This is a genomic window from Bradyrhizobium sp. BR 1433 (assembly GCF_051547665.1).
Lineage (GTDB): Bacteria > Pseudomonadota > Alphaproteobacteria > Rhizobiales > Xanthobacteraceae > Bradyrhizobium > Bradyrhizobium australafricanum.
This window is the reverse complement of record NZ_JBPUGG010000001.1, coordinates 2,350,093-2,369,946: the sequence shown is the minus strand read 5'-3', so window position 1 is coordinate 2,369,946 and position 19,854 is coordinate 2,350,093. Positions and strand designations below refer to the sequence as shown.

At 64.8% G+C, this 19,854-nt stretch carries 18 protein-coding genes, 1 other RNA gene and 1 pseudogene; 14 read left to right on the top strand and 6 right to left on the bottom strand.

Features of this window, described 5'->3' with window-relative positions; all coding sequences use genetic code 11:
- Nucleotides 1-145 precede the first annotated feature (145 nt).
- Nucleotides 146-1,378, top strand: a complete 1,233-nt coding sequence (locus tag ACSKB9_RS11960; RefSeq protein WP_438073340.1) for a cytochrome P450 — start codon at nucleotides 146-148, stop codon at nucleotides 1,376-1,378.
- A gap of 199 nt (nucleotides 1,379-1,577) precedes the next feature.
- Nucleotides 1,578-5,286, top strand: a pseudogene (locus ACSKB9_RS11955) (AsmA family protein).
- Nucleotides 5,287-5,350: 64 nt separating this feature from the next.
- On the opposite strand, the gene ACSKB9_RS11950 reads toward ACSKB9_RS11955, so the two are convergent.
- The 6 genes from ACSKB9_RS11950 to ssrA all read right to left on the bottom strand — a co-directional run bounded on the left by ACSKB9_RS11950 (nucleotide 5,351) and on the right by ssrA (nucleotide 9,106).
- Nucleotides 5,351-5,704 (bottom strand): VOC family protein, encoded by a 354-nt coding sequence (locus ACSKB9_RS11950; RefSeq protein WP_076824248.1) that lies wholly within the window; start codon nucleotides 5,702-5,704, stop codon nucleotides 5,351-5,353.
- A 56-nt stretch (nucleotides 5,705-5,760) separates the two neighbouring features.
- Complete coding sequence (locus ACSKB9_RS11945) at nucleotides 5,761-6,036, bottom strand: ribbon-helix-helix domain-containing protein (RefSeq protein WP_024580116.1); 276 nt, start codon at nucleotides 6,034-6,036, stop codon at nucleotides 5,761-5,763.
- Nucleotides 6,033-6,221, bottom strand: a complete 189-nt coding sequence (locus ACSKB9_RS11940; protein ID WP_016841076.1) for a DUF4169 family protein — start codon at nucleotides 6,219-6,221, stop codon at nucleotides 6,033-6,035. Before ACSKB9_RS11940 ends, ACSKB9_RS11945 begins: the two co-directional genes overlap by 4 nt.
- A 274-nt stretch (nucleotides 6,222-6,495) precedes the next feature.
- On the bottom strand, nucleotides 6,496-7,914 hold the full coding sequence (gene fumC / locus ACSKB9_RS11935; protein WP_438073338.1) for a class II fumarate hydratase: 1,419 nt from the start codon (nucleotides 7,912-7,914) through the stop codon (nucleotides 6,496-6,498).
- A gap of 167 nt (nucleotides 7,915-8,081) precedes the next feature.
- A complete protein-coding gene (locus tag ACSKB9_RS11930; protein ID WP_438073336.1) occupies nucleotides 8,082-8,603 on the bottom strand; it encodes an SspB family protein in 522 nt (173 codons plus the stop codon).
- Nucleotides 8,604-8,751: 148 nt separating this feature from the next.
- Nucleotides 8,752-9,106: a transfer-messenger RNA gene (ssrA, locus tag ACSKB9_RS11925) on the bottom strand.
- A gap of 101 nt (nucleotides 9,107-9,207) precedes the next feature.
- Between ssrA and ACSKB9_RS11920 the strand changes: the two genes are divergently transcribed.
- The 12 genes from ACSKB9_RS11920 to ACSKB9_RS11865 all read left to right on the top strand — a co-directional run bounded on the left by ACSKB9_RS11920 (nucleotide 9,208) and on the right by ACSKB9_RS11865 (nucleotide 19,803).
- A complete protein-coding gene (locus tag ACSKB9_RS11920; RefSeq protein WP_438073334.1) occupies nucleotides 9,208-9,819 on the top strand; it encodes a chromate transporter in 612 nt (203 codons plus the stop codon).
- Nucleotides 9,816-10,349, top strand: coding sequence for a chromate transporter (locus ACSKB9_RS11915; protein WP_076824254.1), 534 nt, complete (start codon nucleotides 9,816-9,818; stop codon nucleotides 10,347-10,349). The genes ACSKB9_RS11920 and ACSKB9_RS11915 overlap by 4 nt, the downstream gene beginning before the upstream one ends.
- A gap of 93 nt (nucleotides 10,350-10,442) precedes the next feature.
- Nucleotides 10,443-10,943 (top strand): tripartite tricarboxylate transporter TctB family protein, encoded by a 501-nt coding sequence (locus tag ACSKB9_RS11910; protein WP_057015038.1) that lies wholly within the window; start codon nucleotides 10,443-10,445, stop codon nucleotides 10,941-10,943.
- A 7-nt stretch (nucleotides 10,944-10,950) separates the two neighbouring features.
- Nucleotides 10,951-12,465 carry a tripartite tricarboxylate transporter permease gene (locus ACSKB9_RS11905; protein WP_018272999.1) on the top strand — a complete coding sequence of 505 codons (1,515 nt, stop codon included), beginning with the start codon at nucleotides 10,951-10,953 and terminating at the stop codon, nucleotides 12,463-12,465.
- Nucleotides 12,466-12,599: 134 nt separating this feature from the next.
- Complete coding sequence (locus tag ACSKB9_RS11900) at nucleotides 12,600-13,580, top strand: tripartite tricarboxylate transporter substrate binding protein BugD (protein ID WP_253625861.1); 981 nt, start codon at nucleotides 12,600-12,602, stop codon at nucleotides 13,578-13,580.
- 174 nt (nucleotides 13,581-13,754) lie between these two features.
- Nucleotides 13,755-14,549 (top strand): thymidylate synthase, encoded by a 795-nt coding sequence (locus ACSKB9_RS11895; RefSeq protein ID WP_438073331.1) that lies wholly within the window; start codon nucleotides 13,755-13,757, stop codon nucleotides 14,547-14,549.
- 20 nt (nucleotides 14,550-14,569) lie between these two features.
- Entirely contained in the window at nucleotides 14,570-15,055 is a 486-nt protein-coding gene (locus tag ACSKB9_RS11890; RefSeq protein WP_438073329.1) for an N-acetyltransferase family protein, read from the top strand.
- The gene (locus ACSKB9_RS11885) at nucleotides 15,055-15,567 is read left to right on the top strand and encodes a dihydrofolate reductase (protein WP_076824257.1); all 513 of its coding nucleotides are present in this window, start codon (nucleotides 15,055-15,057) and stop codon (nucleotides 15,565-15,567) included. Before ACSKB9_RS11890 ends, ACSKB9_RS11885 begins: the two co-directional genes overlap by 1 nt.
- 144 nt (nucleotides 15,568-15,711) lie before the next feature.
- Nucleotides 15,712-16,851 carry an FtsH protease activity modulator HflK gene (hflK, locus tag ACSKB9_RS11880; protein WP_028342342.1) on the top strand — a complete coding sequence of 380 codons (1,140 nt, stop codon included), beginning with the start codon at nucleotides 15,712-15,714 and terminating at the stop codon, nucleotides 16,849-16,851.
- Nucleotides 16,848-17,747, top strand: coding sequence for a protease modulator HflC (hflC, locus tag ACSKB9_RS11875; RefSeq protein ID WP_076824258.1), 900 nt, complete (start codon nucleotides 16,848-16,850; stop codon nucleotides 17,745-17,747). Before hflK ends, hflC begins: the two co-directional genes overlap by 4 nt.
- A 94-nt stretch (nucleotides 17,748-17,841) precedes the next feature.
- Nucleotides 17,842-18,042, top strand: coding sequence for a DUF2065 domain-containing protein (locus ACSKB9_RS11870; protein WP_028332483.1), 201 nt, complete (start codon nucleotides 17,842-17,844; stop codon nucleotides 18,040-18,042).
- Nucleotides 18,043-18,306: 264 nt separating this feature from the next.
- Nucleotides 18,307-19,803, top strand: a complete 1,497-nt coding sequence (locus ACSKB9_RS11865; RefSeq protein WP_168857168.1) for a Do family serine endopeptidase — start codon at nucleotides 18,307-18,309, stop codon at nucleotides 19,801-19,803.
- Nucleotides 19,804-19,854 lie beyond the last annotated feature (51 nt).

Below are 19,854 nucleotides of genomic sequence, written 5' to 3'. Positions count from 1 at the left end.
GGGCACAATGCAACTCGATACAAGAGTGTATCGAGTTGCATTCGACAGAACCAGAACAGCCGCATCCGTGATGATGCGGTCTTGAGGATGACACCAGGGCACGCCAGGCTTTAAGGCCCAGGCGTAGCGTGCGAACGAGGTCACCATGAACGAGCAAGTTCAGCCGGCGAGCGGCGAGCCGCTTTTCAATCCACTGGCGCCTGAATTCATTCGCAATCCCTATCCGTATTACGAGCGGCTGCGCCGCCTCGATCCGATGCATGTCAATGTGCACGGCGCTTTCGTCGCCAGCCGGCACGCCGAGGCGAGCCTCGTGCTGCGCGACAAGCGGTTCGGCAAGGATTTTGCCGAGCGCTCAATCCGCCGCTACGGTCCGAAGATCATGGAGGAGCCGGTCTTCCGCAGCATGAGCCACTGGATGCTGCAGCAAGATCCGCCCGACCACAGCCGCCTGCGCGGCCTTGTCGTCAAGGCCTTCACCGCGCGGCGAATCGAGGACATGCGGCCGCGCATCCAGCACGTCGTCGACGAGACGCTCGACCGCATCATTCCGCAAGGCAAGATGGACCTGATCGAGGATTTCGCGTTCCGCCTGCCGGTCACCATCATCTGCGACATGCTCGGCATCCCCGAGGAACATCGCGAGGCCTTCTACAACGGTTCGCGCGATGGCGGCCGCATCCTCGAGCCGGTGCCGCTGACGCCCGAGGAAATCAAGCAGGGCAACGCCGCCAATGCGATGGCGGCGATGTATTTCCATCAGCTGTTCGAGCTGCGCCGCAAGCAGCCCGGCGACGACCTCACCACCCAGCTGGTGCAGGCCGAAGAGGACGGCCAGAAGCTCACCAACGAGGAACTGACCGGCAACATCATCCTGCTGTTCGGCGCCGGCCACGAGACGACCGTGAACCTGATCGGCAACGGCCTGCTGGCGCTGTTCCGCAACCCGGACCAACTCGCGCTGCTGAAGGCCAATCCCGGCCTGATCACCAACGCGATCGAGGAGTTTCTGCGTTACGATTCCTCGGTGCAGCTGACCGGCCGTGTCGCGCTGGAGGACATCGACGACCTCGGTGGCAAGCGCATCCCGAAGGGCGAGAGCGTGCTGTGCCTCCTAGGCTCGGCCAATCACGACGAGGCTGTCTACCCCGACCACCCCGAAAGGCTCGACATCCGGCGGCCGAACGTCAAGCCGCTGTCGTTCGGCGGAGGCATCCATTTCTGTCTCGGCGCCCAGCTGGCGCGGATCGAGGCCGAGATCGCGATCTCGACACTGCTGGGCCGGATTCCCGACCTGCGGCTCGATGACGCGGAAAATCCGGAGTGGCGCCCGACCTTCGTGCTGCGCGGGCTGAAGCGGCTGCCGGCGAGCTGGTGACGTTCCCGCGGGCAGCGATCCGCGGCGAGGCCGGCACACGCACGCTTGAACGGGAAATCAACCATCTGTCCAGAGTCCCAGCAGTAAACCGGCTGTGACTTCGCCGTACTTGTCTCTATATTTGGGTTGCTCCGGCCAGAGGTTGGCAAAGGGTTCAGCATGAGGAGGCTGCCCCGGAGCTGGCTCAAAGGGAGACACCGTGCAGACGACGCTGCTCGGCCTGGCAATTGCCTTCATTCTTGCACTGGTCGCGGCGCTGGTCGGTCCATATTTCGTTGACTGGAACCAGTTCCGGCCGCAGTTCGAGGCGGAGGCGTCCAAGATCATCGGCGTGCCGATTCGCGTCGCCGGCAATCTCGACGCGCGTCTGCTGCCGGCACCCTCGCTGCGGTTGAAGACGGTCACCGTCGGCGGCGCCAACGACCTCGGCAAGATTCGGGCTGCCAATCTCGACGTCGAACTCAGCCTGAGCTCGCTGATGCGCGGCGAGTGGCGCGCGAACGAGCTCACCATCAACGGCGTGTCGCTCGATCTCGGGCTGGACCCGAAAGGGCGGATCGACTGGTCGCCGTCGAGCGGGAGCTTCAACCTCGCTTCGCTGGCGATCGACCGGCTCAACCTGACCGGCCGCATCGCGCTGCATGATGCAGCGAGCCGCAGCACGCTCGAGCTCAACGACATTGCCTTCAGTGGCGACGTCCGCTCGCTTGCCGGCGCGATCCGGGGTGACGGCAATTTCATGTTCGACGGCAACCGCTACCCGTTTCGGGTCTCCTCGGGGCAGAGCGCCGATGGCAGCGGCACTCGCCTGCACTTCAGCATCGATCCCGGGCAGCGGCCGGTGTCGGCCGATCTCGACGGCATCCTGACATTCGAGGCCCGCGCGCCGCGGTTCGAGGGCACGCTGACGCTAGCGGGTGCGCCCGGTCAGCGCGGCGGCGATGCGCCGCCATGGCGGATCGCGGCCAAGGTGAAATCGGATTATTCGGCGGCGCGGCTCGACCAGATCGACGTGAGCTATGGCGCCGAGGATCGTGCGCTGAAGCTCGCCGGCAATGGCGATCTGCGTTTCGGTGCGTCGCCGCTGCTGCGCGCCTCGCTTATGGCGCGGCAGCTCGACGGCGACAAGTTCGCCGCCAAGGATAGCAGCAATGGCAATGTCGAGCCGGTCCGCGTGCTGCCGGCGATGCGCGCGGTGTTGTCGGGTCTTCCGCAAAGCCCGATACCGGCGCAGGTGGAGCTGGCATCCGAGCAGATCATGCTCGGCGGCCGTCCATTGCAGGACATCTCGGCGGAGCTGCGATCGGATGCGAAATCATGGACGGTGCGCCGGCTGGAATTTCGCGCGCCGGGATCCACGCGGGTCTCGATGAGCGGTGCCAGCGCGCAAGCTGGAGCGGCGAACAGCTTCAAGACCGCGCTCAACATCGAATCGTCCGATCCCGACGCGCTGATGACCTGGCTGCAGGGGCGCGGCGACGCCACCTATCGCAGCCAGAGGCCGCTGCGTTTGCGCGGCGACGTCATGGTGTCACCATCGGGCTTTTCGATCGATGCGATGAAGGCGGAGATCGAAAGCGGCACGCTCGAGGGCCGCGTCGCGGTTACGTACCGCGAGGCAACCAGCGGCTCGAAGGTCGAGGCGCAGTTGAAGGCGGATCGGCTCGATCTCGACGCGACCGCGGCATTGATCCGCTCACTGGCCGGTCCGCAAGGCGAATGGCCCGACGAGGCGCAGCTGTCGCTCGACGTCGGGCGCGCGGTCTCTTCCGGGCAGGAATTGCGGCCGCTGCTGGCGAAGATCGCCTATAGCCCGAAGAATATCGTGCTCGAGCGCGTCAAGATCGGCCAGCCCGACAATGTCACGCTGGACGGCAGCGGCAATTTCGACCGCGCCAATTCGACCGGCAAGCTCGCGGTCGACGCGACCGCCGCGTCGCTTGGCCGGCTGACCGCTGTGGTTCAGCCGTTCGCGCCGGCGCTGGCGGCGCGGCTTGGCGTGCTCCGCGCGGATGCCGGCCCGGTTCGCGCCAGGCTCGCGCTCGACCTCGGCAAGGGCAAGGCTGCCGACCGCGTCAGCGCGCGCGCGACGCTCGATCTCGACACGCCGCAGCTCAAGGGCAATACGGTGATTTCGGTGACGCCACAGGTGGCCGCGATCCGTGCGCTGGATTTCGATGCACTTCGCCGCAACGAGGTTGCAGCGGAGACGAAATTCTCGGCCGGCGATGGCAACGCTTTGCTGGCGCTGCTTGGGCTTGACCATGCGGTCGCAGCCGGTGCCGGTTCGACGCAATTCGAGGGCACGGCGATCGGCGCGTGGGGCGCGCCGTTGCGGCTGAAGGCAAGGCTCTGGGGCGCAGGGCTCGACGCGGATGCCGAAGGGACCGCGGAGCCTTGGACCAAGGACGGGGCCAACGCGGGCAAATCGAGCATCAGCCTCCGCGTCCGCAGCGCCGACATCAGTCCGCTGCTCAGTCTGAAACCAGCCGATCCGGTTGCAAACATCCGCCTGTCGTCGAAGCTCACGCTCGCGGGCGACAGGCTGACCTTCGACGATCTCGACAGCATCATCGCCGGTTCACGGCTGCGCGGTCATCTGGCGCTGACGCTCGCCGATCAGAAAAGCGTCGACGGCGAAGTCGGTCTCGATCAGATCACGCTGGCGCCGATTTTCGCGGCCGCGATCGGCGCGGCCGGTCACGATGCGACGGAGCCGCTCGGCCAGGGCCTCACAAGCGCCTGGCGCGGCAAGGTCACGTTCGAAGCGCTGCACGGTCTGCTGCCGGGGGGCGCCGAGCTGCAGCCGGTCAGCGGCACCATCAGGTCGGACGGGCAATCGCTGACCTTCGACGGCATCAAGGGCAAGATCGGCGGTGGCGAGGCGACCGCCACCATCGATGCGCGACAGGGCGCCAACGGACTTGCGCTCAGCGCCAATGTGCAGCTGTCCGGCATCGACGGTTCAGCCTTGCGCTACCGCAGTCTCGCGATGTCCAAGGGACGCGCCTCGATGCAGATGACGCTGTTGACGCAGGGCCGCAGCGCCTCGGCGTTGACCGGCGCCCTGTCCGGCAGCGGCACCGTGACGCTGGAGGGGCTGAGCCTTCCGGGCCTCGATCCGCGCGCCTTCGAGGTTGCGATCCGCGCCAGCGATTCCGGGCAGGCGACCGACGACACGCGGCTGCGGCAGATCGTTCGAACCGGTGCTCGCGAGCGGCGCGCTGTCGATTGCTTCGGCGCAAATCCCCTTCAACATCCGCGACGGCCGCCTCCGGGTCGGCGCCACCACGCTCGCGGCGAACGGTGCCAATGCGACCGTATCCGGCGGCTACGACATTCCGGCCGACCAGGCCGACATCCGCGTCGCCCTGGCATCGACGCAGGTCGGCACGGCCAACAGCCGACCGGAAATCCAGTTGCTTGCCGTGGGCACGCCCGACGGATTATCGCGTAGCATCGACATTGCGGCGCTGTCGTCGTGGCTTGCGGTGCGCGCGATCGACCGGGAGACCAAGCGGCTCGACGCCATCGAGCGCGGCGAACCGGCGCCGCCGCCGACCCAGACGGCGCTTCCGCATCCGGCCGAGCCGGCGCCGGATGCATCCAACCCGAATTCGGCAGGCGTGCCTTCCGCCAACTTGCCGGGGCCTGGTCCTGATCCGCGCCGCGTGCCGGCGAAGCCGAAGATCGTTGCGCCGCGGCCGCCGACTGTCCCGCCGGCCGCCACCGCGCCCGCCATTGCGCCGCCCGCGTCGCTTGCGAGCCAGCCGCAGCTGGCGCCGCTGCCGCCGCCGATCGAGGTCAAGCCGGCGCCCGGCGCGGCCAGGCCAAAGCCGCTGCGGCCCCCGCTGTCGCTGACGCCGCAGGTCGCCAATCCACCGCAGCGGCCGGCGATGCAGAACTAAACGCGCTTTCAAGCGAAGTGGGCACCGGTTCGCGTCAAGACAGCGCGTCAAACGAAGCGCTGGCTCATGATCGGTGCTGGAGAATATTGATCAGCTTGCCGAAGGGATCGCGGACGAAGAAGCGCCGCACGCCCCACGGCTCATCCGCCGGTCCGTATTCGATCGCGATGCAGGCTGCCTTCATTCGGCGCAGGGCCTCGTCGAGATCGTCAACCTCAATGGAGAGATCAGGCACCGGCGTGCCGGAGCCACCTTCGGAAGCGAAGCTGATTTGAGCCTGCATTGTTTCGGATGAGCCATAAGTCGCAACCCAACCGAAATCCATCAGGGGCTCGAGGCCAAGCACGTCGCGATAAAACGACTTCGCTGCCGCTGTGTCCGGTGCGGCAACGTTCGCGACGATCCGATTGACCTTCATGCTGAGCCCGCGCAGCGGAACGACCGTCTACTGGTGGCGACGGTCGGAGAGGGCCGTCAGGCCTGCTGACGCGTGTCAACCTGTTGCGGCCTGACATCCGTGGGCACCGCCGGCGTGGCGCGCGAGCGGAAGTAGTCGAGCACGAACAGCCGGATCGCGGAGGACAAATTGCCCTGCTGACGGTTGTTGTCGATCTCGCCGACCAACTCCGACAGCGTCATGTTCCGCAGACCGGAAATCTCCTTCATGCCATTCCAGAAGGCTTCTTCGAGGCTGACGCTGGTCTTGTGTCCGGCGACGACAATCGAGCGCTTGACGACGGGAGACTTCATGATGCGTCTCCATTTTCGATGCGGTGCTGATCGAGCACACGCGCGTTGCGCTCGCCGAGGAATTCGTCACGCGCTCGTTCGGATTTGGTGCGACCGAATAGCGCACGATTGGCTTCGGCCTGCTTCGCTGCTTGTTCGCGCTCACCGCGCTTCTTGAATCGTTTCAAGTTGACCACGTCGCCCATGCTCGTCGTCCTCATCGTCCCCAGAGCGGAATTGGTGATGCATCGTGACGAAAGCAAGAGCAACTGCGCTACGCGCCCGGCTCGATATCCATCCCGAATCCCCGTTTGATGCTCTGATAGCATCAAAAATCCGTTTCGCTCTGCGAAAACTAGAGCGTCTGTACCATGCGCCAGCGCAGAGCTCATAGGTAACGCGCCTTAGTCTTTAGGCGTTATGATCCATAATTATATCACGCGCGCTGACCGTAATTATCCGGACAATGCGCGCTTCGCTTTAGCCCGGGTGTGTCATTTTGTCCGGCTGCACGAGGCGATCAAATTCATCCGCGGAAACAAATCCGAGCCGCAAAGCCTCTTCCTTCAGCGTCGTTCCGCGCGCATGCGCCGACTTGGCGACCTTGGCTGCGTTGTCGTAACCGATCTTCGGCGCGAGTGCGGTGACCAGCATCAGCGAGCGCTGCATCAGTTCGTTGATGCGCTTTTCGTCGGCGCGTATTCCGACAACGCAATGCTCGGTAAATGAGCGGACAACGTCAGACAGCAACTGAATGGAATTTATCATACAGTATGCCAACACAGGCTTGTACACGTTCAACTCGAAATGGCCCTGGCTGCCGGCGACGGTGATCGTGGTCTGATTGCCGAACACCTGGCAGCAGACCATGGTCATGGCTTCGCACTGGGTCGGATTGACCTTGCCCGGCATGATCGACGAGCCCGGCTCGTTCTCGGGCAGGATCAACTCGCCGAGGCCCGAGCGCGGGCCCGAGCCGAGCAAGCGGATATCGTTGGCGATCTTGAACAGGCCGGTCGCCACCGAGTTGATCGCGCCGTGCACCAGCACATAGGCGTCGTTGGAAGCCAGCGCCTCGAACTTGTTGGCCGCGCTGGTGAACGGCAGCTTGGTGATCTTGGCGACGTGGCGCGCGAAGGTTTTCGCAAATCGCGGCTTCGAGTTGAGGCCGGTGCCGACGGCGGTGCCGCCCTGCGCGAGCGGAAACAGATCCTTCACCGCGACGCGCAGCCGCGCGATGCCGCTCTCGACCTGCGCGGCGTAGCCGGAGAATTCCTGGCCGAGCGTCAGCGGCGTCGCATCCTGGGTGTGGGTGCGCCCGATCTTGACGATCTTGGCAAACGCCTTCTCCTTCTTGCGCAACGCGCGAAGCAGTTCGGTGAGTGCTGGAATCAGATCGGCGACGATGCGGCTCGCTGCGGCGATATGCATCGCGGTCGGAAACGAGTCGTTCGACGACTGACTCATGTTGACGTGATCGTTCGGATGGATCGGCTTCTTGGCGCCAAGCTCGCCGCCGAGCATCTGGTTGGCGCGGTTGGCGATCACCTCGTTCACGTTCATGTTGCTCTGCGTGCCCGAGCCGGTCTGCCAGACCACCAGCGGGAAATTGTCGTCGAGCTTGCCTTCGATCACTTCCTTCGCTGCGCGGATGATGGCGCCGGCGCGGCGCGCATCGAGCTGGCCGAGCTCGCGATTGGTCTCCGCGGCCGCAAGCTTCACGATGCCGAGTGCATGGACGATCGCGATCGGCATGCGGTCGTGGCCGATCTTGAAATTCTGCCGCGAGCGTTCGGTCTGCGCGCCCCAGTAGCGGTCGGCGGGAACGTCGATCGGACCGAAGCTGTCGGTCTCGCTGCGGGTCTTTGCCTTGGTGGGGATCGTCGATCGAGCCATCATGCTTTCCGTGGATGCTTGCCGTTGCGTCATCAAAACGTGGCCCGGCGCGGCAACGCGACAGCGTCCGCGCGAAGGGCACGTTCATGCAAAAGGTAGGCCGGGACGACGATTTGTCATCCCGATCCCGGCAAGCATCCTACAAGGCCGAGGCGTGATCTGCGCTTAGATTATTTCTTGCGGAAGCGATCCAGCCGCACGACCTCGGCGCCTTCGCTGGGCTTCGCGGGCTCCTGCTCGGTCTCGGCATTCTCGGTCTCGGCCGCTGCGTGGGCCGCAGGGGCTGGCAGGGGAGAGGCCGGCGCCGTGGCGGGAGGGGCTTCTTCGGACAGTGCGTCCGAGACATCGAAGCGCAAATCGAACGGCGCGGACGGATCGAGGAAGCGCGTCACGGCGGCGAACGGCACGGTCAGCCGCTCGGGAATCCCGCCGAACGACAGGCCAACCTCGAAGCGATCCTCGGTCACCACCAGATCCCAGAACTGGTGCTGCAGGATGATGGTCATCTCTTCCGGATACTGCGCGAGCAGCCGGGGCGACAGCTTCACGCCGTCGCCGTGCGACAGGAAGGTGATGTAGAAATGATGTTCACCCGGCAGGCCATGTTCGGCTGCGTCGGACAACACCCGGCGCAGCACCCCGCGCAGCGCATCGCGCGCCAGCACGTCATATCGGATGTGATCGGTCGCCATGGTGATCCTGTCGCTTCGAAAATGCCGGCCAGGGCGGCGCCGGACCGTCCGACTCGCCCTTTTGCCATGCTACCCCGCCGGGAGCCGGAAATCAGCAGGGCTGGCCGCTGAAATGCGCGCGGACGCCCGATTGGGAAACAAGGGATAAAGTGGAGGCTTCTGTTGCCAGGTGCCTCCGAACCCCGCCTAGCGGAGCTTAACCCGCTAGGACTTTAAGATGGTCTTTCAAACTGCGTTACGCAGCCTGAGCAACCGGAGCAAAGTTGTCGTTGGCAACTATTGCATTGGCCCGATGTCGGCGGAACCATACCGAGAAAAAACACGCCCTTTACGCCCTCGTCGATCCTATTTCGCCCCCGCCAAAAGCCACCGCGACGGATGGGTTTTGGTGGAGGCGCCGGGTACCGCCCCGGGTCCGAATGGTTTATTGCGACGGTCATTTATTTCCATAGCCGGCGAACCGGCACCCCCAATATAGCGGCAAAGTCTTAGAAAAACAGAGCCGATTCAGGCCCTTTCGGCTGTGAAAACCCACCGATTTCGGGTTGGCCAGGGTCTTGGCCAGGGTCTTGGCGCTGTCCCGGCGCCGTTCTAGGTTTTGTCCATGCCCCCGGATTCTCCGCCGGTTGCCGCCCCGGCGCCGGATGCCCCCGTACCATCGCCGCCCCACCAGCCCGGCCTGCTCGAGCTGTTCCTGGCCTTTGCCAAGATGTCGCTGGCCGGCTTTGGCGGGGTTCTGGTCTGGGCCCGGCGCGCGATCGTCGAGCAGCACCGCTGGATGACCGCGGAGGAGTTCAACGAGACCTTCGCGCTGTGCCATTTCCTGCCGGGTCCGAACATCGTCAACCTGTCGGTCGTGTTCGGCTCGCGCTTTCGCGGCATAGCCGGCGGGCTCGCGGCCTTCGCCGGGCTGGTCGGGCCGCCGATGGTGATCGCGACCATCCTTGCCGCGCTCTATGCCCGCTACGGCGACATCGACGTGCTGCGCCGGACGCTCGCCGGCGTCGCCTGCGCCGCGGCCGGGCTGCTGTTCGCAGTCGTCTTCAAGATGATGATGCCGCTCCTGAAGCGGCGCGATGTCACGGGCCTTGTCATTCTGGCTGCTGTTTTCGTCGCGATCGGACTGATCCGCTGGCCGCTCCAGATCGTGCTGCTGGTGGCGATCCCGCTCAGCATTGCGACGACGGTCCTGGCGCGCCGCATGGTACGGGCATGAGCTCGGAGTCCAACCCGATCGCGGCGCTGGTCTGGACCTTCGGCCTGATGTCGCTGTTTGCGGTCGGCGGCGCCAATTCGGCGATTCCCGAAATGCACCGTGCCGCCGTCGACGTGCATCACTGGCTGACCGACAAGCAGTTCGCCGACGTATTCGCGATCTCGCAGCTCTCGCCGGGGCCGAACGTGCTGATCGTGACCTTGATAGGCTATTCTGTCGCAGGCGTCGCCGGGGCGTTGGCCGCGACGGTGGCGATGTGCGGACCGACCGCGCTGCTTGCCTATTATGTGAGCCGTTTCCTCGATCGCTCGCGCGAGGCGCGCTGGCCGGCGATGATCCAGGCGGCACTGGTTCCGCTGTCGATCGGTCTGATGGCGGCCTCCGGCCTGATCGTGGCGCAGACCTCAGACCAAAGTTGGATCGCGGTCCTGATCACCATTGTCGCGGCCGCGCTTGCTTTTGCGACGCGGATCAACCCTTTGTGGATGTTGCTGGCCGGAGGCCTCTTGGGTTTCGCTGGCGTTATCTGACGAAAATCGCTAGCAAGGCTTTCGGTCAACGCACCACAAACCAAGCCATTCAATCAAAACGGGCGGGACAGCCCTGACGGGGGAAGCGAAGTCATGAGCGATACGCCGAGCGAGGCGCCGGTCAAATCGATCTTGCCGAAATGGGTGCGCGGTCCGCAGGATTTTGTCGGCGGGCTCGCCATGATGGCGGTTGCGCTGTTTGCCTTGTGGGCCTCGAGCGATTTGCAGGGCATGCACGGATTTTCGTTCGGCGCCGGAACCGCGCCGCGCATGTTCGCCGTGCTGCTGCTGTTGCTCGGCGGTGGTGTCGCGCTGATGGGAGTTCTGCAGAATGGCCCGCATATCGCGGCCTATTCCTGGCGCGGCCCGTTGTTCGTATCCGCCGCAATCGTGTTCTTCGCATTGGCGATCCGGCCACTCGGGCTTGTGGTCTCCGCCTTTGCCGCCTTCATGATCGCGGCGATGGGCTCGCAGGAGACGAAATTGGTCGAGGCCATCATTGTCGGCGCCTGTCTGACCCTCGGCTGCGCGCTGCTTTTCCCCTATGTGCTGGGACTTCCGATGCCGATGTTCCCGCGTTTCCTGATCCAGTGAGGGCGTGATGGAACTGTTTGCCAATCTCGCCCACGGTTTCGCGGTCGCATTCTCGCCGATCAACCTTCTGATGTGCCTGATCGGCGCACTGGTCGGCACGCTGGTCGGCGTGCTGCCGGGCATCGGCACCATCGCCACCGTCGCCATGCTGCTGCCGATCACCTTCGGCCTGCCGCCGGTCGGTGCGCTGATCATGCTCGCCGGCATCTATTACGGCGCGCAATATGGCGGCTCGACCACCTCGATCCTGGTCAATATTCCGGGCGAGGCGACCTCCGTCGTCACCGCGCTCGACGGCCACCAGATGGCCAAGCAGGGCCGCGCCGGTCCGGCTCTGGCGATCGCCGCGATCGGCTCGTTCTTCGCCGGCTGCGTCGCGACCGTGCTGATCGCCGTGCTCGGCGCGCCGCTGACCAAGCTCGCGCTGGCGTTCGGTCCGGCTGAATATTTCTCGCTGATGGTGCTCGGCCTGATCTTCGCGGTGGTGCTCGCCAAGGGCTCGGTGCTGAAGGCGATCGCGATGATCGTGTTCGGCCTGTTGCTGTCGATGGTCGGCTCCGACATCGAGACCGGCGCCTCGCGCATGGCCTTCAACATCCCCGAACTCGCCGACGGTCTCGGCTTTGCCACCGTGGCGATGGGTGTGTTCGGCTTCGCGGAGATCATCCGCAACCTCGACCACGGCGCCGAGATGAACCGCAACCTGGTGCAGCAGAAGATCACCGGCCTGATGCCGACCAGGAAGGACATCGCGGATTCGACGCCGGCGATCCTGCGCGGCACCGTGCTTGGCTCGATCCTCGGCATCCTGCCGGGCGGCGGCGCCGTGATCGCCTCGTTCGCGGCCTATACGCTGGAGAAGAAGCTGGCGAAGGATCCGAAGCGGTTCGGCCGCGGCGCGATCGAGGGCGTGGCGGCGCCGGAAAGCGCCAACAACGCCGCGGCGCAGACCTCGTTCATCCCGCTGCTAACGCTCGGCATCCCGCCGAACGCGGTGATGGCGCTGATGGTCGGTGCGATGACCATTCATGGTATCGTGCCGGGCCCGCAGGTGATGCAGAAGCAGCCCGATCTGGTCTGGGGCATGATCGCCTCGATGTGGATCGGCAATCTGATGCTGATCATCATCAACCTGCCGTTGGTGGGCATCTGGGTCCGTCTGCTGCGCGTGCCGTACCGCCTGATGTTCCCCTCGATCGTGGTGTTCTGCGCGATCGGCATCTACTCGGTGAACAACGCGCCGGTCGACGTCGTGCTCGCCGGCGTGTTCGGCCTGGTCGGCTATTGGCTGATCAAGCACGATTTCGAGCCGGCACCGCTGCTGCTCGGCATGGTGCTGGGCCCGCTGATGGAGGAGAACCTGCGTCGCGCGCTGTTGATCTCGCGCGGCGACTGGAGCGTGTTCGTCTCGCGGCCGCTGTCGGCGGTGCTGCTGGCGATCGCGGCCGGTCTCCTGGTGCTTGCCGTGCTGCCGACCTTGCGTGCCAAGCGCGACGAAGTGTTCGTGGAATCCGAGGGCTGAGCGAGCCGTCGGCCCTGCGTCGGCGCGCCGCAGGCGGAAGTCGAATCGACACTCGATGTCGTCCCGTGAAATGAAAATGCCGGCCGATTTGGCCGGCATTTTTATTGGTCGAACGATCACCGGGAGGAATTGAGATGATGTCCATTCGCTCGCTTGCGGGCGCATGCCTTTCGGCATTTGTAGCGCTCGGCGCATTCGCCATGCCGGCGTCTGCGCAAAATTATCCGACCCGCACCATCACCATGATCGTGCCGTTCGCAGCCGGCGGCCCGACCGACGTCATTTCGCGCATCGTCACCGCGCACATGGCGCAGACGCTGGGACAGAGCATCGTCATCGAGAACGTGGTCGGCGCCGGCGGCACCACCGCCACGACGCGCGCCGCACGCGCCGCCAATGACGGCTATACGTTGATCACAGGGCATATGGGCACACACGCCGCCTCTGTGCCGCTCTATCCGAAGCTTGCCTACCACCCGGAAAAGGATTTCGAGCCCGTCGCGCTGCTCGCCGGCACGCCGATCCTGATCCTTGCCCGCAAGGACTTTCCGCCGAAGGACCTCAAGGAATTCGTCGCCTACGTGAAGGCCAATGCCGAGAAGGTCAACGCCGCGCATGCCGGCATCGGTTCGGTCTCGCACGCCTCCTGCGAGCTCCTGAACTCGATCCTCGGCATCAAGCCGGTCGGCGTGCCCTTCAACGGCACCGGCCCGGCCATGAATGCGCTGGTCGCCGGCCAGGTCGACTACATGTGCGACCAGATCGTCAACGCGGTGCCGCAGATCAACGCCGGCACCATCAAGGCCTATGCGGTCGCGACCCCCGAGCGCAACCCGTCGCTGCCCAATGTGCCGACCACGACGGAAGCCGGCTTGCCGGCGTTCCAGGCCCAGGCCTGGAATGCGATTTTCGCGCCGAAGGGAACTTCGCCCGCCATCATCGCCACGTTGAATGCCGCGGCCATCAAGGCGCTTGACGATGAGAACGTCCGCAAGCGCCTGCTCGACCTCGGCAGCGTGATCCCGGCGCCCGCCAACCGTACGCCGGAGGCGCTCGCGACGCTCGTCAAGAACGAGATCGCGAAGTGGACGCCGGTGCTCAAGCCGGCAACTTAATCCAGTACAATCAAGTAGATAGGGCAGGGGCGGGACGCGAGTTCCGCCCCTTGTCGTTTGGCGCGGAGTGCTCACTTTTCAGGGTATAATCGGTACGTTCAGCCGAATCAGCGTGCCGACCGGCGGCCTTGGCCGCTAGATTGGTCGTTCTCTCGAAAGCCCGAAACAGACGCCATGAACCAGTATCACGACCTGCTCGAACGCATCCTCGCCGACGGTGCCGAGAAGCACGACCGCACCGGCACCGGGACGCTGTCGATCTTCGGTCATCAGATGCGTTTCAACCTCGCGGCCGGCTTCCCGATGCTGACCACCAAGCGGCTGCCGCTGAAGGCGATCGTGCACGAGCTGCTCTGGTTCCTCGCCGGCGACACCAACATCAAATATCTCAACGACAACGGCGTCACGATCTGGGACGAATGGGCCGACGCCAACGGCGACCTCGGTCCGGTGTACGGCTCGCAATGGCGGTCGTGGCCCGCGCCGGATGGCCGTAGCATCGACCAGATCGCTGGCGTGGTCGAGATGATCAAGCGCAATCCGGATTCGCGGCGGCTGATCGTCAGCGCCTGGAATCCGGCCGAGGTCGACAAGATGGCGCTGCCGCCGTGCCATTGCCTGTTCCAGTTCTATGTCGCGAACGGCAAATTGTCCTGTCAGCTCTATCAGCGCTCGGGCGACGTCTTCCTCGGCGTACCCTTCAATATCGCCTCCTATGCGCTGCTGACCATGATGGTCGCGCAGGTGACCGGGCTGAAGCCCGGCGATTTCGTGCACTCGCTCGGCGACGCGCACCTCTACTCGAACCATCTCGAGCAGGCGCGCCTGCAGTTGACGCGGCTGACGCGGCCGTTGCCGACGATGGCGATCAATCCGGACGTGAACGATATCTTCGCGTTCCGTTACGAGGACTTCAAACTCGAAGGTTACGACCCGCATCCGCACATCAAGGCCGAGGTCGCGGTATGAGTTGCGGTCCGAGGGATTGAATGTCTCTGACGATCCGCCGCGCGCGGCCCGATGAGGCCGGACTGGTGTTCTCGCTGGTCCGCGAACTCGCCGAATACGAAAAGCTTCTGCATGAGGTTCACGCCAGCGAGGCCGACATCGCTGACGCGCTGTTCGGCGCCAATCCGCGGCTTTATTGCGACATCGCGGAATGGAATGGCGAGCCTGCCGGCTTCGCGGTCTGGTTCGTCAATTTCTCGACCTTCGCCGGCCGTCACGGCATCTATCTCGAAGACCTCTTCGTGCGTCCGGCGCTGCGCGGCAAGGGCATCGGCAAGGCGCTCTTGGTGCATCTGGCGAAGGAATGCCTCGGCAATGGCTGGTCGCGCCTGCAATGGGCGGTGCTCGACTGGAACGCGCCGTCGATCGCGTTCTACAAGTCGCTCGGCGCCGAGCTGATGAACGAATGGACGATTTGCCGCGTCTCCGGCGAGGCGCTGTCGGCTCTCGCGGAAGGGGCGCGCTGATGGAGATCGTGCTCGTCGTAGCGGTCGCCGAGAACGGCGTGATCGGGAGCGACAACGCCATTCCATGGCGGCTGAAATCCGACCAGCAGCGTTTCAAGGCGATCACGCTCAACAAGCCCGTCGTGATGGGGCGCAAGACCTTTGAGTCCCTGCGCAGGCCGCTGCCGGGCCGCACCAACATCGTGGTAACGCGCGATCCCAACTACCGCGCGCGCGGCGCCATCGTCACGACGTCGTTTGACAACGCCCGCGCCATTGCGCTTGGTGACGCGCTGCGGCGTTTCGCCACTGAGATTGCAATCATCGGTGGCGCGGAAATCTACGCGCAATGGATGGGCACCGCCGATCGCCTTGAGATCACCGAGGTCCATGCCCGGCCGGACGGCGACACGCGGTTCGACAAAATCGATGCGCAGCTGTGGGACGAGGTGGCGCGCGTGCGAAATCCGGCAGGCCCGGACGACAGTGCCGACTTCTCCTATGTGACATATCGTCGGCGCGGCCCGGGTTAACCAATGTTTGCATTGACAATTATGCCCCGGCGCATAGCTCGTCCGGCCAGGAAGCTTGCGTTGTAAGGGCCCTAGCGGTCCCCTATAACCGGGCCGGACATTCGAGGCCGGGCGTCCCGTCCGGACTTGCCGAGGAGATGTTTGATGCCGTGGAAAAATCAAGGCGGGGGGCCCTGGGGCTCGGGTCCGAAAGGGCCATGGGGCACCGGTCCGCAGTCAGCCGGGCCAAGGCCGCCGGATCTTGAGGATCTGCTGCGGCGCGGCCAGGACCGCCTGCAGCAGTGGCTGCCCGGCGGGCATTTCAGCGGCATGGGCGTCGCGCTGGTGCTGGTCGCCGCGCTGGCGATCTGGTTCGCGACCGGCATCTTCCGCGTGCAGTCCGAAGAGCTCGGCGTCGTGCTGCGCTTCGGCAAGTATGTCCGCGATGCGCAGCCGGGCCTGCGCTATCACCTGCCATATCCGATTGAGACAGTGCTGCTGCCGAAAGCGCTGCGCGTCAACACGATCTCGATCGGCATGACGCTGATCGACGATCCCGCTCGCCGCGGCCGCACCATGCGCGACGTGCCGGAAGAGAGCCTGATGCTGACCGGCGACGAGAACATCGTCGACGTCGACTTCACGGTGCTGTGGCGCATCAAGCCGGGTGGGGCCGGCGCCTATCTGTTCAATATCCAGAATCCCGAAGGCACCGTGAAGGCGGTTGCCGAAAGCGCGATGCGTGAGGTGATCGGCCGCTCGCAGATCCAGCCGATCCTGACCGGGGCGCGCAACGTCACCGAGCAGAGCGTCCAGGAGCTGATGCAGAGGACGCTCGATACCTACAACGCGGGCATCCAGATCACGCAGGTGCAGATGCAGAAGGTCGATCCGCCGGCGCAGGTGATCGACGCATTCCGCGACGTGCAGGCGGCGCGCGCCGACCTCGAGCGCAAGCAGAACGAGGCACAGACCTACGCCAACCGGATCGTACCGGAAGCGCGCGGTCGTTCCGCGCAGATCCTCCAGGCCGCCGAAGGCTACAAGGAGCAGGCGGTCGCCGACGCCAAGGGCCAGAGCGCACGCTTCCTGAAAGTCTATGAAGAGTACAAGAAGGCACCCGACGTGACGCGCGAGCGCATCTATCTGGAGACCATGGAAAAAGTGCTCGGCGGCTCCGAGAAGCTGGTTTACGACGGCGGCCCGGGCCAGAACATCGTGCCCTACCTTCCGCTCGGCGAACTGACGCCGCGGCGTCCGGCGGCACCGGCCACGACCGGCCAGCAGCAGGGAGCCACCCGATGAGGTCTCCCGTTACCGGCATTGTGTCCCTGATCATCCTCTTCATTGTGCTCGCCGTCGGCTACAGCTCGGTGTTCGCCGTGCAGCAGACCGAGCAGACCATCGTCCTGCGGTTCGGCGAGCCGGTCGACATCGTCACCGAGCCCGGCCTGCACTTCAAGGCGCCGTGGAATTCGGTGATCAACGTCGACAAGCGCATCCTCGATCTGGAAAACCCGTCGCAGGAGGTGATCGCCTCCGACCAGAAGCGGCTCGTGGTGGACGCCTTCGCGCGCTATCGCATCAAGAATGCATTGCGCTACTACACCAGCGTCGGCTCGATCCAGGCCGCCAATCTGCAGCTGACCACGCTGCTGAACGCAGCGCTGCGCCGCGTGCTCGGCGAGGTCAACTTCATCACCGTGGTGCGTGACGATCGCGAGAAGCTGATGCAGCGGATTCGCGAGCAGCTCGACAGGGAAGCGGACGGATACGGCATCGAGGTCGTCGACGTCCGCATTCGCCGTGCCGACCTGCCGGAGCAGAACAGCCAGGCCGTCTACAACCGGATGAAGACCGAACGTGAGCGCGAGGCGGCCGAGTTCCGTGCCCAGGGCGACCAGAAGGCGCAGGAAATCCGCTCGAAGGCCGACCGCGAAGCGACCGTGATCGTCGCCGAGGCGAACTCGGCCGCGGACCAGACCCGCGGTGCGGGTGACGCCGAGCGCAACCGCCTGTTCGCCGAAGCCTATGGCAAGGACAAGGACTTCTTCGCGTTCTATCGCTCGATGACGGCCTATGAGAACGGCCTGCGTTCCAGCGACACGCGTTTCCTGTTGCGGCCGGACTCGGAATTCTTCAGATACTTCGGCGGTGCAGGCGGCAAGTTGCCTGAGGCGGCCGCCGCGCCGAAGCAGTAACGTCACGACTTGAACATCAGGACTTGGCGGCGATGCGGATGACGCTTCGCCGCCGACCAAAAACGACAAGCATCGAGCGGGAGGCTGCCATCCGATGAAGTCCATAGCGTTCGGCGACTTCCTCATCGGGTTGGGAATCCTGTTCGTGCTCGAAGGCATTCTGTTCGCGGCAAGCCCCGCCTGGATGCGCCGGGCGATGAAGAGCGCGCTGGCGACACCCGACAACATCCTGCGCATCGTCGGTATCGGCTCGGCGGTCGCCGGGCTTGTCCTGATCTGGGTGGTGCGAAGATAGTCGCCGCTCCGGAGCATGCGAAGCATGACCGCCAATGCGCGATTGCGCATGGGGAACCTCGAGATTCCCAAAGGCGCGCAATTGTGCCCGGGGGTTCAGCCTTGTCGGGCTGCCCCGGAATGACAGGCAAGACTGAACATATCGTGAGCCTCTCGCAGCCGGTTTTTCGCCGAAATGCCCGGGTGAGATGCTTGCGCCGTATGCCTGTTCGGGCGCACTCTGTAACTAGCTCATTTGAACCCGTTTGCCTGGAGAAACTCCGACATGACCGCTGCCAGACCAGCCCTGAGCCGTCGCTTCCGCATGATGGGAGCCGCGATCTCGATCGGTGCTGCGAGCATGCTGAGCTCCGTGCCGGCGTTCGCACGCGGTCCTGAAGGCATCGCCGACATCGCCGAGAAGGTAATCGACGCCGTCGTCAACATCTCGACGTCGCAGACCGTCGAGGCCAAAGACCGGACGATGCCGCAGCTGCCGCCGGGCTCGCCGTTCGAGGAGTTCTTCGACGACTTCTTCAAGAACCGCCGCGGGCCGCCTGGCAAGGGCGGCGACAAGAGCGGTGAGTTCCAGCCGCGCAAGACCAACTCGCTCGGCTCGGGCTTCATCGTCGACACCGCGGGCATCGTCGTCACCAACAACCACGTCATCGCCGACGCCGACGAGATCAACGTCATTCTCAACGACGGCACCAAGATCAAGGCCGAGCTGGTCGGCGTCGACAAGAAGACCGACCTCGCGGTCCTGAAATTCAAGCCGCCGAAGCCGCTCACCGCGGTCAAGTTCGGCGACAGCGACAAGATCCGGCTCGGCGACTGGGTGGTCGCGATCGGCAACCCGTTCAGCCTCGGCGGCACGGTGACCGCGGGCATCGTCTCGGCCAAGAACCGTGACATCAGCCAGGGCCCGTATGACAGCTACATCCAGACCGACGCCGCCATCAACCGCGGCAATTCCGGCGGTCCGCTGTTCAACCTCGATGGCGAGGTGATCGGCGTCAACACGCTGATCATCTCGCCGACCGGCGGTTCGATCGGCCTCGGCTTCGCCGTGCCGTCGAAGACCGTGGCCGGCGTGGTCGACCAGCTGCAGAAATTCGGCGAGCTGCGCCGCGGCTGGCTCGGCGTGCGCATCCAGCAGGTCACCGACGAGATCGCCGACAGCCTCAACATCAAGCCGGCGCGCGGCGCGCTGGTTGCCGGCGTCGACGACAAGGGGCCGGCCAAGCCGGCGGGCATCGAACCCGGCGACGTCGTCGTCAAGTTCGACGGCAAGGACGTCAAGGACCCCAAGGATCTGTCGCGCATTGTTGCCGACACGGCGGTCGGCAAGGAGGTCGATGTCGTCGTCATCCGCAAGGGCAATGAGGAGACCCGCAAGGTCACGCTCGGCCGGCTCGAGGACAACGAGAAGGTTCAGCAGGTCAACGCCAAGTCGAAGGACGACACCGCCGAGAAGCCGGTGACCCAGAAGGCGCTCGGTCTCGACCTCGCGGCGCTGAGCAAGGACCTGCGCACCAAGTACAAGATCAAGGACAGCGTGAAGGGCGTCGTCGTCACCGGCGTCGACGGCAATTCCGATGCCGCCGAGAAGCGGCTGTCGGCGGGCGATGTCATCGTCGAAGTGGCGCAGGAGGCGGTGTCGAGCGCCGCTGACATCAAGAAGCGCGTCGATCAACTCAAGAAGGACGGCAAGAAGTCGGTGCTGCTGCTGGTCTCGAACGGCGACGGCGAGCTGCGCTTCGTAGCGCTGGGCGTGCAGTAACATTCACATACGTCATTCCGCGGCGGTCCGCAGGACCGAACCCGGAATCTC

Excerpts from the sequence above, each read along its gene's own strand:
- ACSKB9_RS11895 (WP_438073331.1), top strand. The coding sequence starts at position 13,755 with ATGAACCAGTATCACGACCTGCTCGAACGCATCCTCGCCGACGGTGCC.
- ACSKB9_RS11945 (WP_024580116.1), bottom strand. The coding sequence starts at position 6,036 with ATGAAGTCTCCCGTCGTCAAGCGCTCGATTGTCGTCGCCGGACACAAG.
- hflK (WP_028342342.1), top strand. The coding sequence starts at position 15,712 with ATGCCGTGGAAAAATCAAGGCGGGGGGCCCTGGGGCTCGGGTCCGAAA.
- ACSKB9_RS11920 (WP_438073334.1), top strand. The coding sequence starts at position 9,208 with ATGCCCCCGGATTCTCCGCCGGTTGCCGCCCCGGCGCCGGATGCCCCC.
- ACSKB9_RS11865 (WP_168857168.1), top strand. The coding sequence starts at position 18,307 with ATGACCGCTGCCAGACCAGCCCTGAGCCGTCGCTTCCGCATGATGGGA.
- hflC (WP_076824258.1), top strand. The coding sequence starts at position 16,848 with ATGAGGTCTCCCGTTACCGGCATTGTGTCCCTGATCATCCTCTTCATT.
- ACSKB9_RS11890 (WP_438073329.1), top strand. The coding sequence starts at position 14,570 with ATGTCTCTGACGATCCGCCGCGCGCGGCCCGATGAGGCCGGACTGGTG.
- ACSKB9_RS11870 (WP_028332483.1), top strand. The coding sequence starts at position 17,842 with ATGAAGTCCATAGCGTTCGGCGACTTCCTCATCGGGTTGGGAATCCTG.
- ACSKB9_RS11905 (WP_018272999.1), top strand. The coding sequence starts at position 10,951 with ATGGAACTGTTTGCCAATCTCGCCCACGGTTTCGCGGTCGCATTCTCG.
- ACSKB9_RS11950 (WP_076824248.1), bottom strand. The coding sequence starts at position 5,704 with ATGAAGGTCAATCGGATCGTCGCGAACGTTGCCGCACCGGACACAGCG.
- ACSKB9_RS11930 (WP_438073336.1), bottom strand. The coding sequence starts at position 8,603 with ATGGCGACCGATCACATCCGATATGACGTGCTGGCGCGCGATGCGCTG.
- ACSKB9_RS11900 (WP_253625861.1), top strand. The coding sequence starts at position 12,600 with ATGATGTCCATTCGCTCGCTTGCGGGCGCATGCCTTTCGGCATTTGTA.
- ACSKB9_RS11885 (WP_076824257.1), top strand. The coding sequence starts at position 15,055 with ATGGAGATCGTGCTCGTCGTAGCGGTCGCCGAGAACGGCGTGATCGGG.
- ACSKB9_RS11960 (WP_438073340.1), top strand. The coding sequence starts at position 146 with ATGAACGAGCAAGTTCAGCCGGCGAGCGGCGAGCCGCTTTTCAATCCA.
- ACSKB9_RS11940 (WP_016841076.1), bottom strand. The coding sequence starts at position 6,221 with ATGGGCGACGTGGTCAACTTGAAACGATTCAAGAAGCGCGGTGAGCGC.
- ACSKB9_RS11915 (WP_076824254.1), top strand. The coding sequence starts at position 9,816 with ATGAGCTCGGAGTCCAACCCGATCGCGGCGCTGGTCTGGACCTTCGGC.
- fumC (WP_438073338.1), bottom strand. The coding sequence starts at position 7,914 with ATGATGGCTCGATCGACGATCCCCACCAAGGCAAAGACCCGCAGCGAG.
- ACSKB9_RS11910 (WP_057015038.1), top strand. The coding sequence starts at position 10,443 with ATGAGCGATACGCCGAGCGAGGCGCCGGTCAAATCGATCTTGCCGAAA.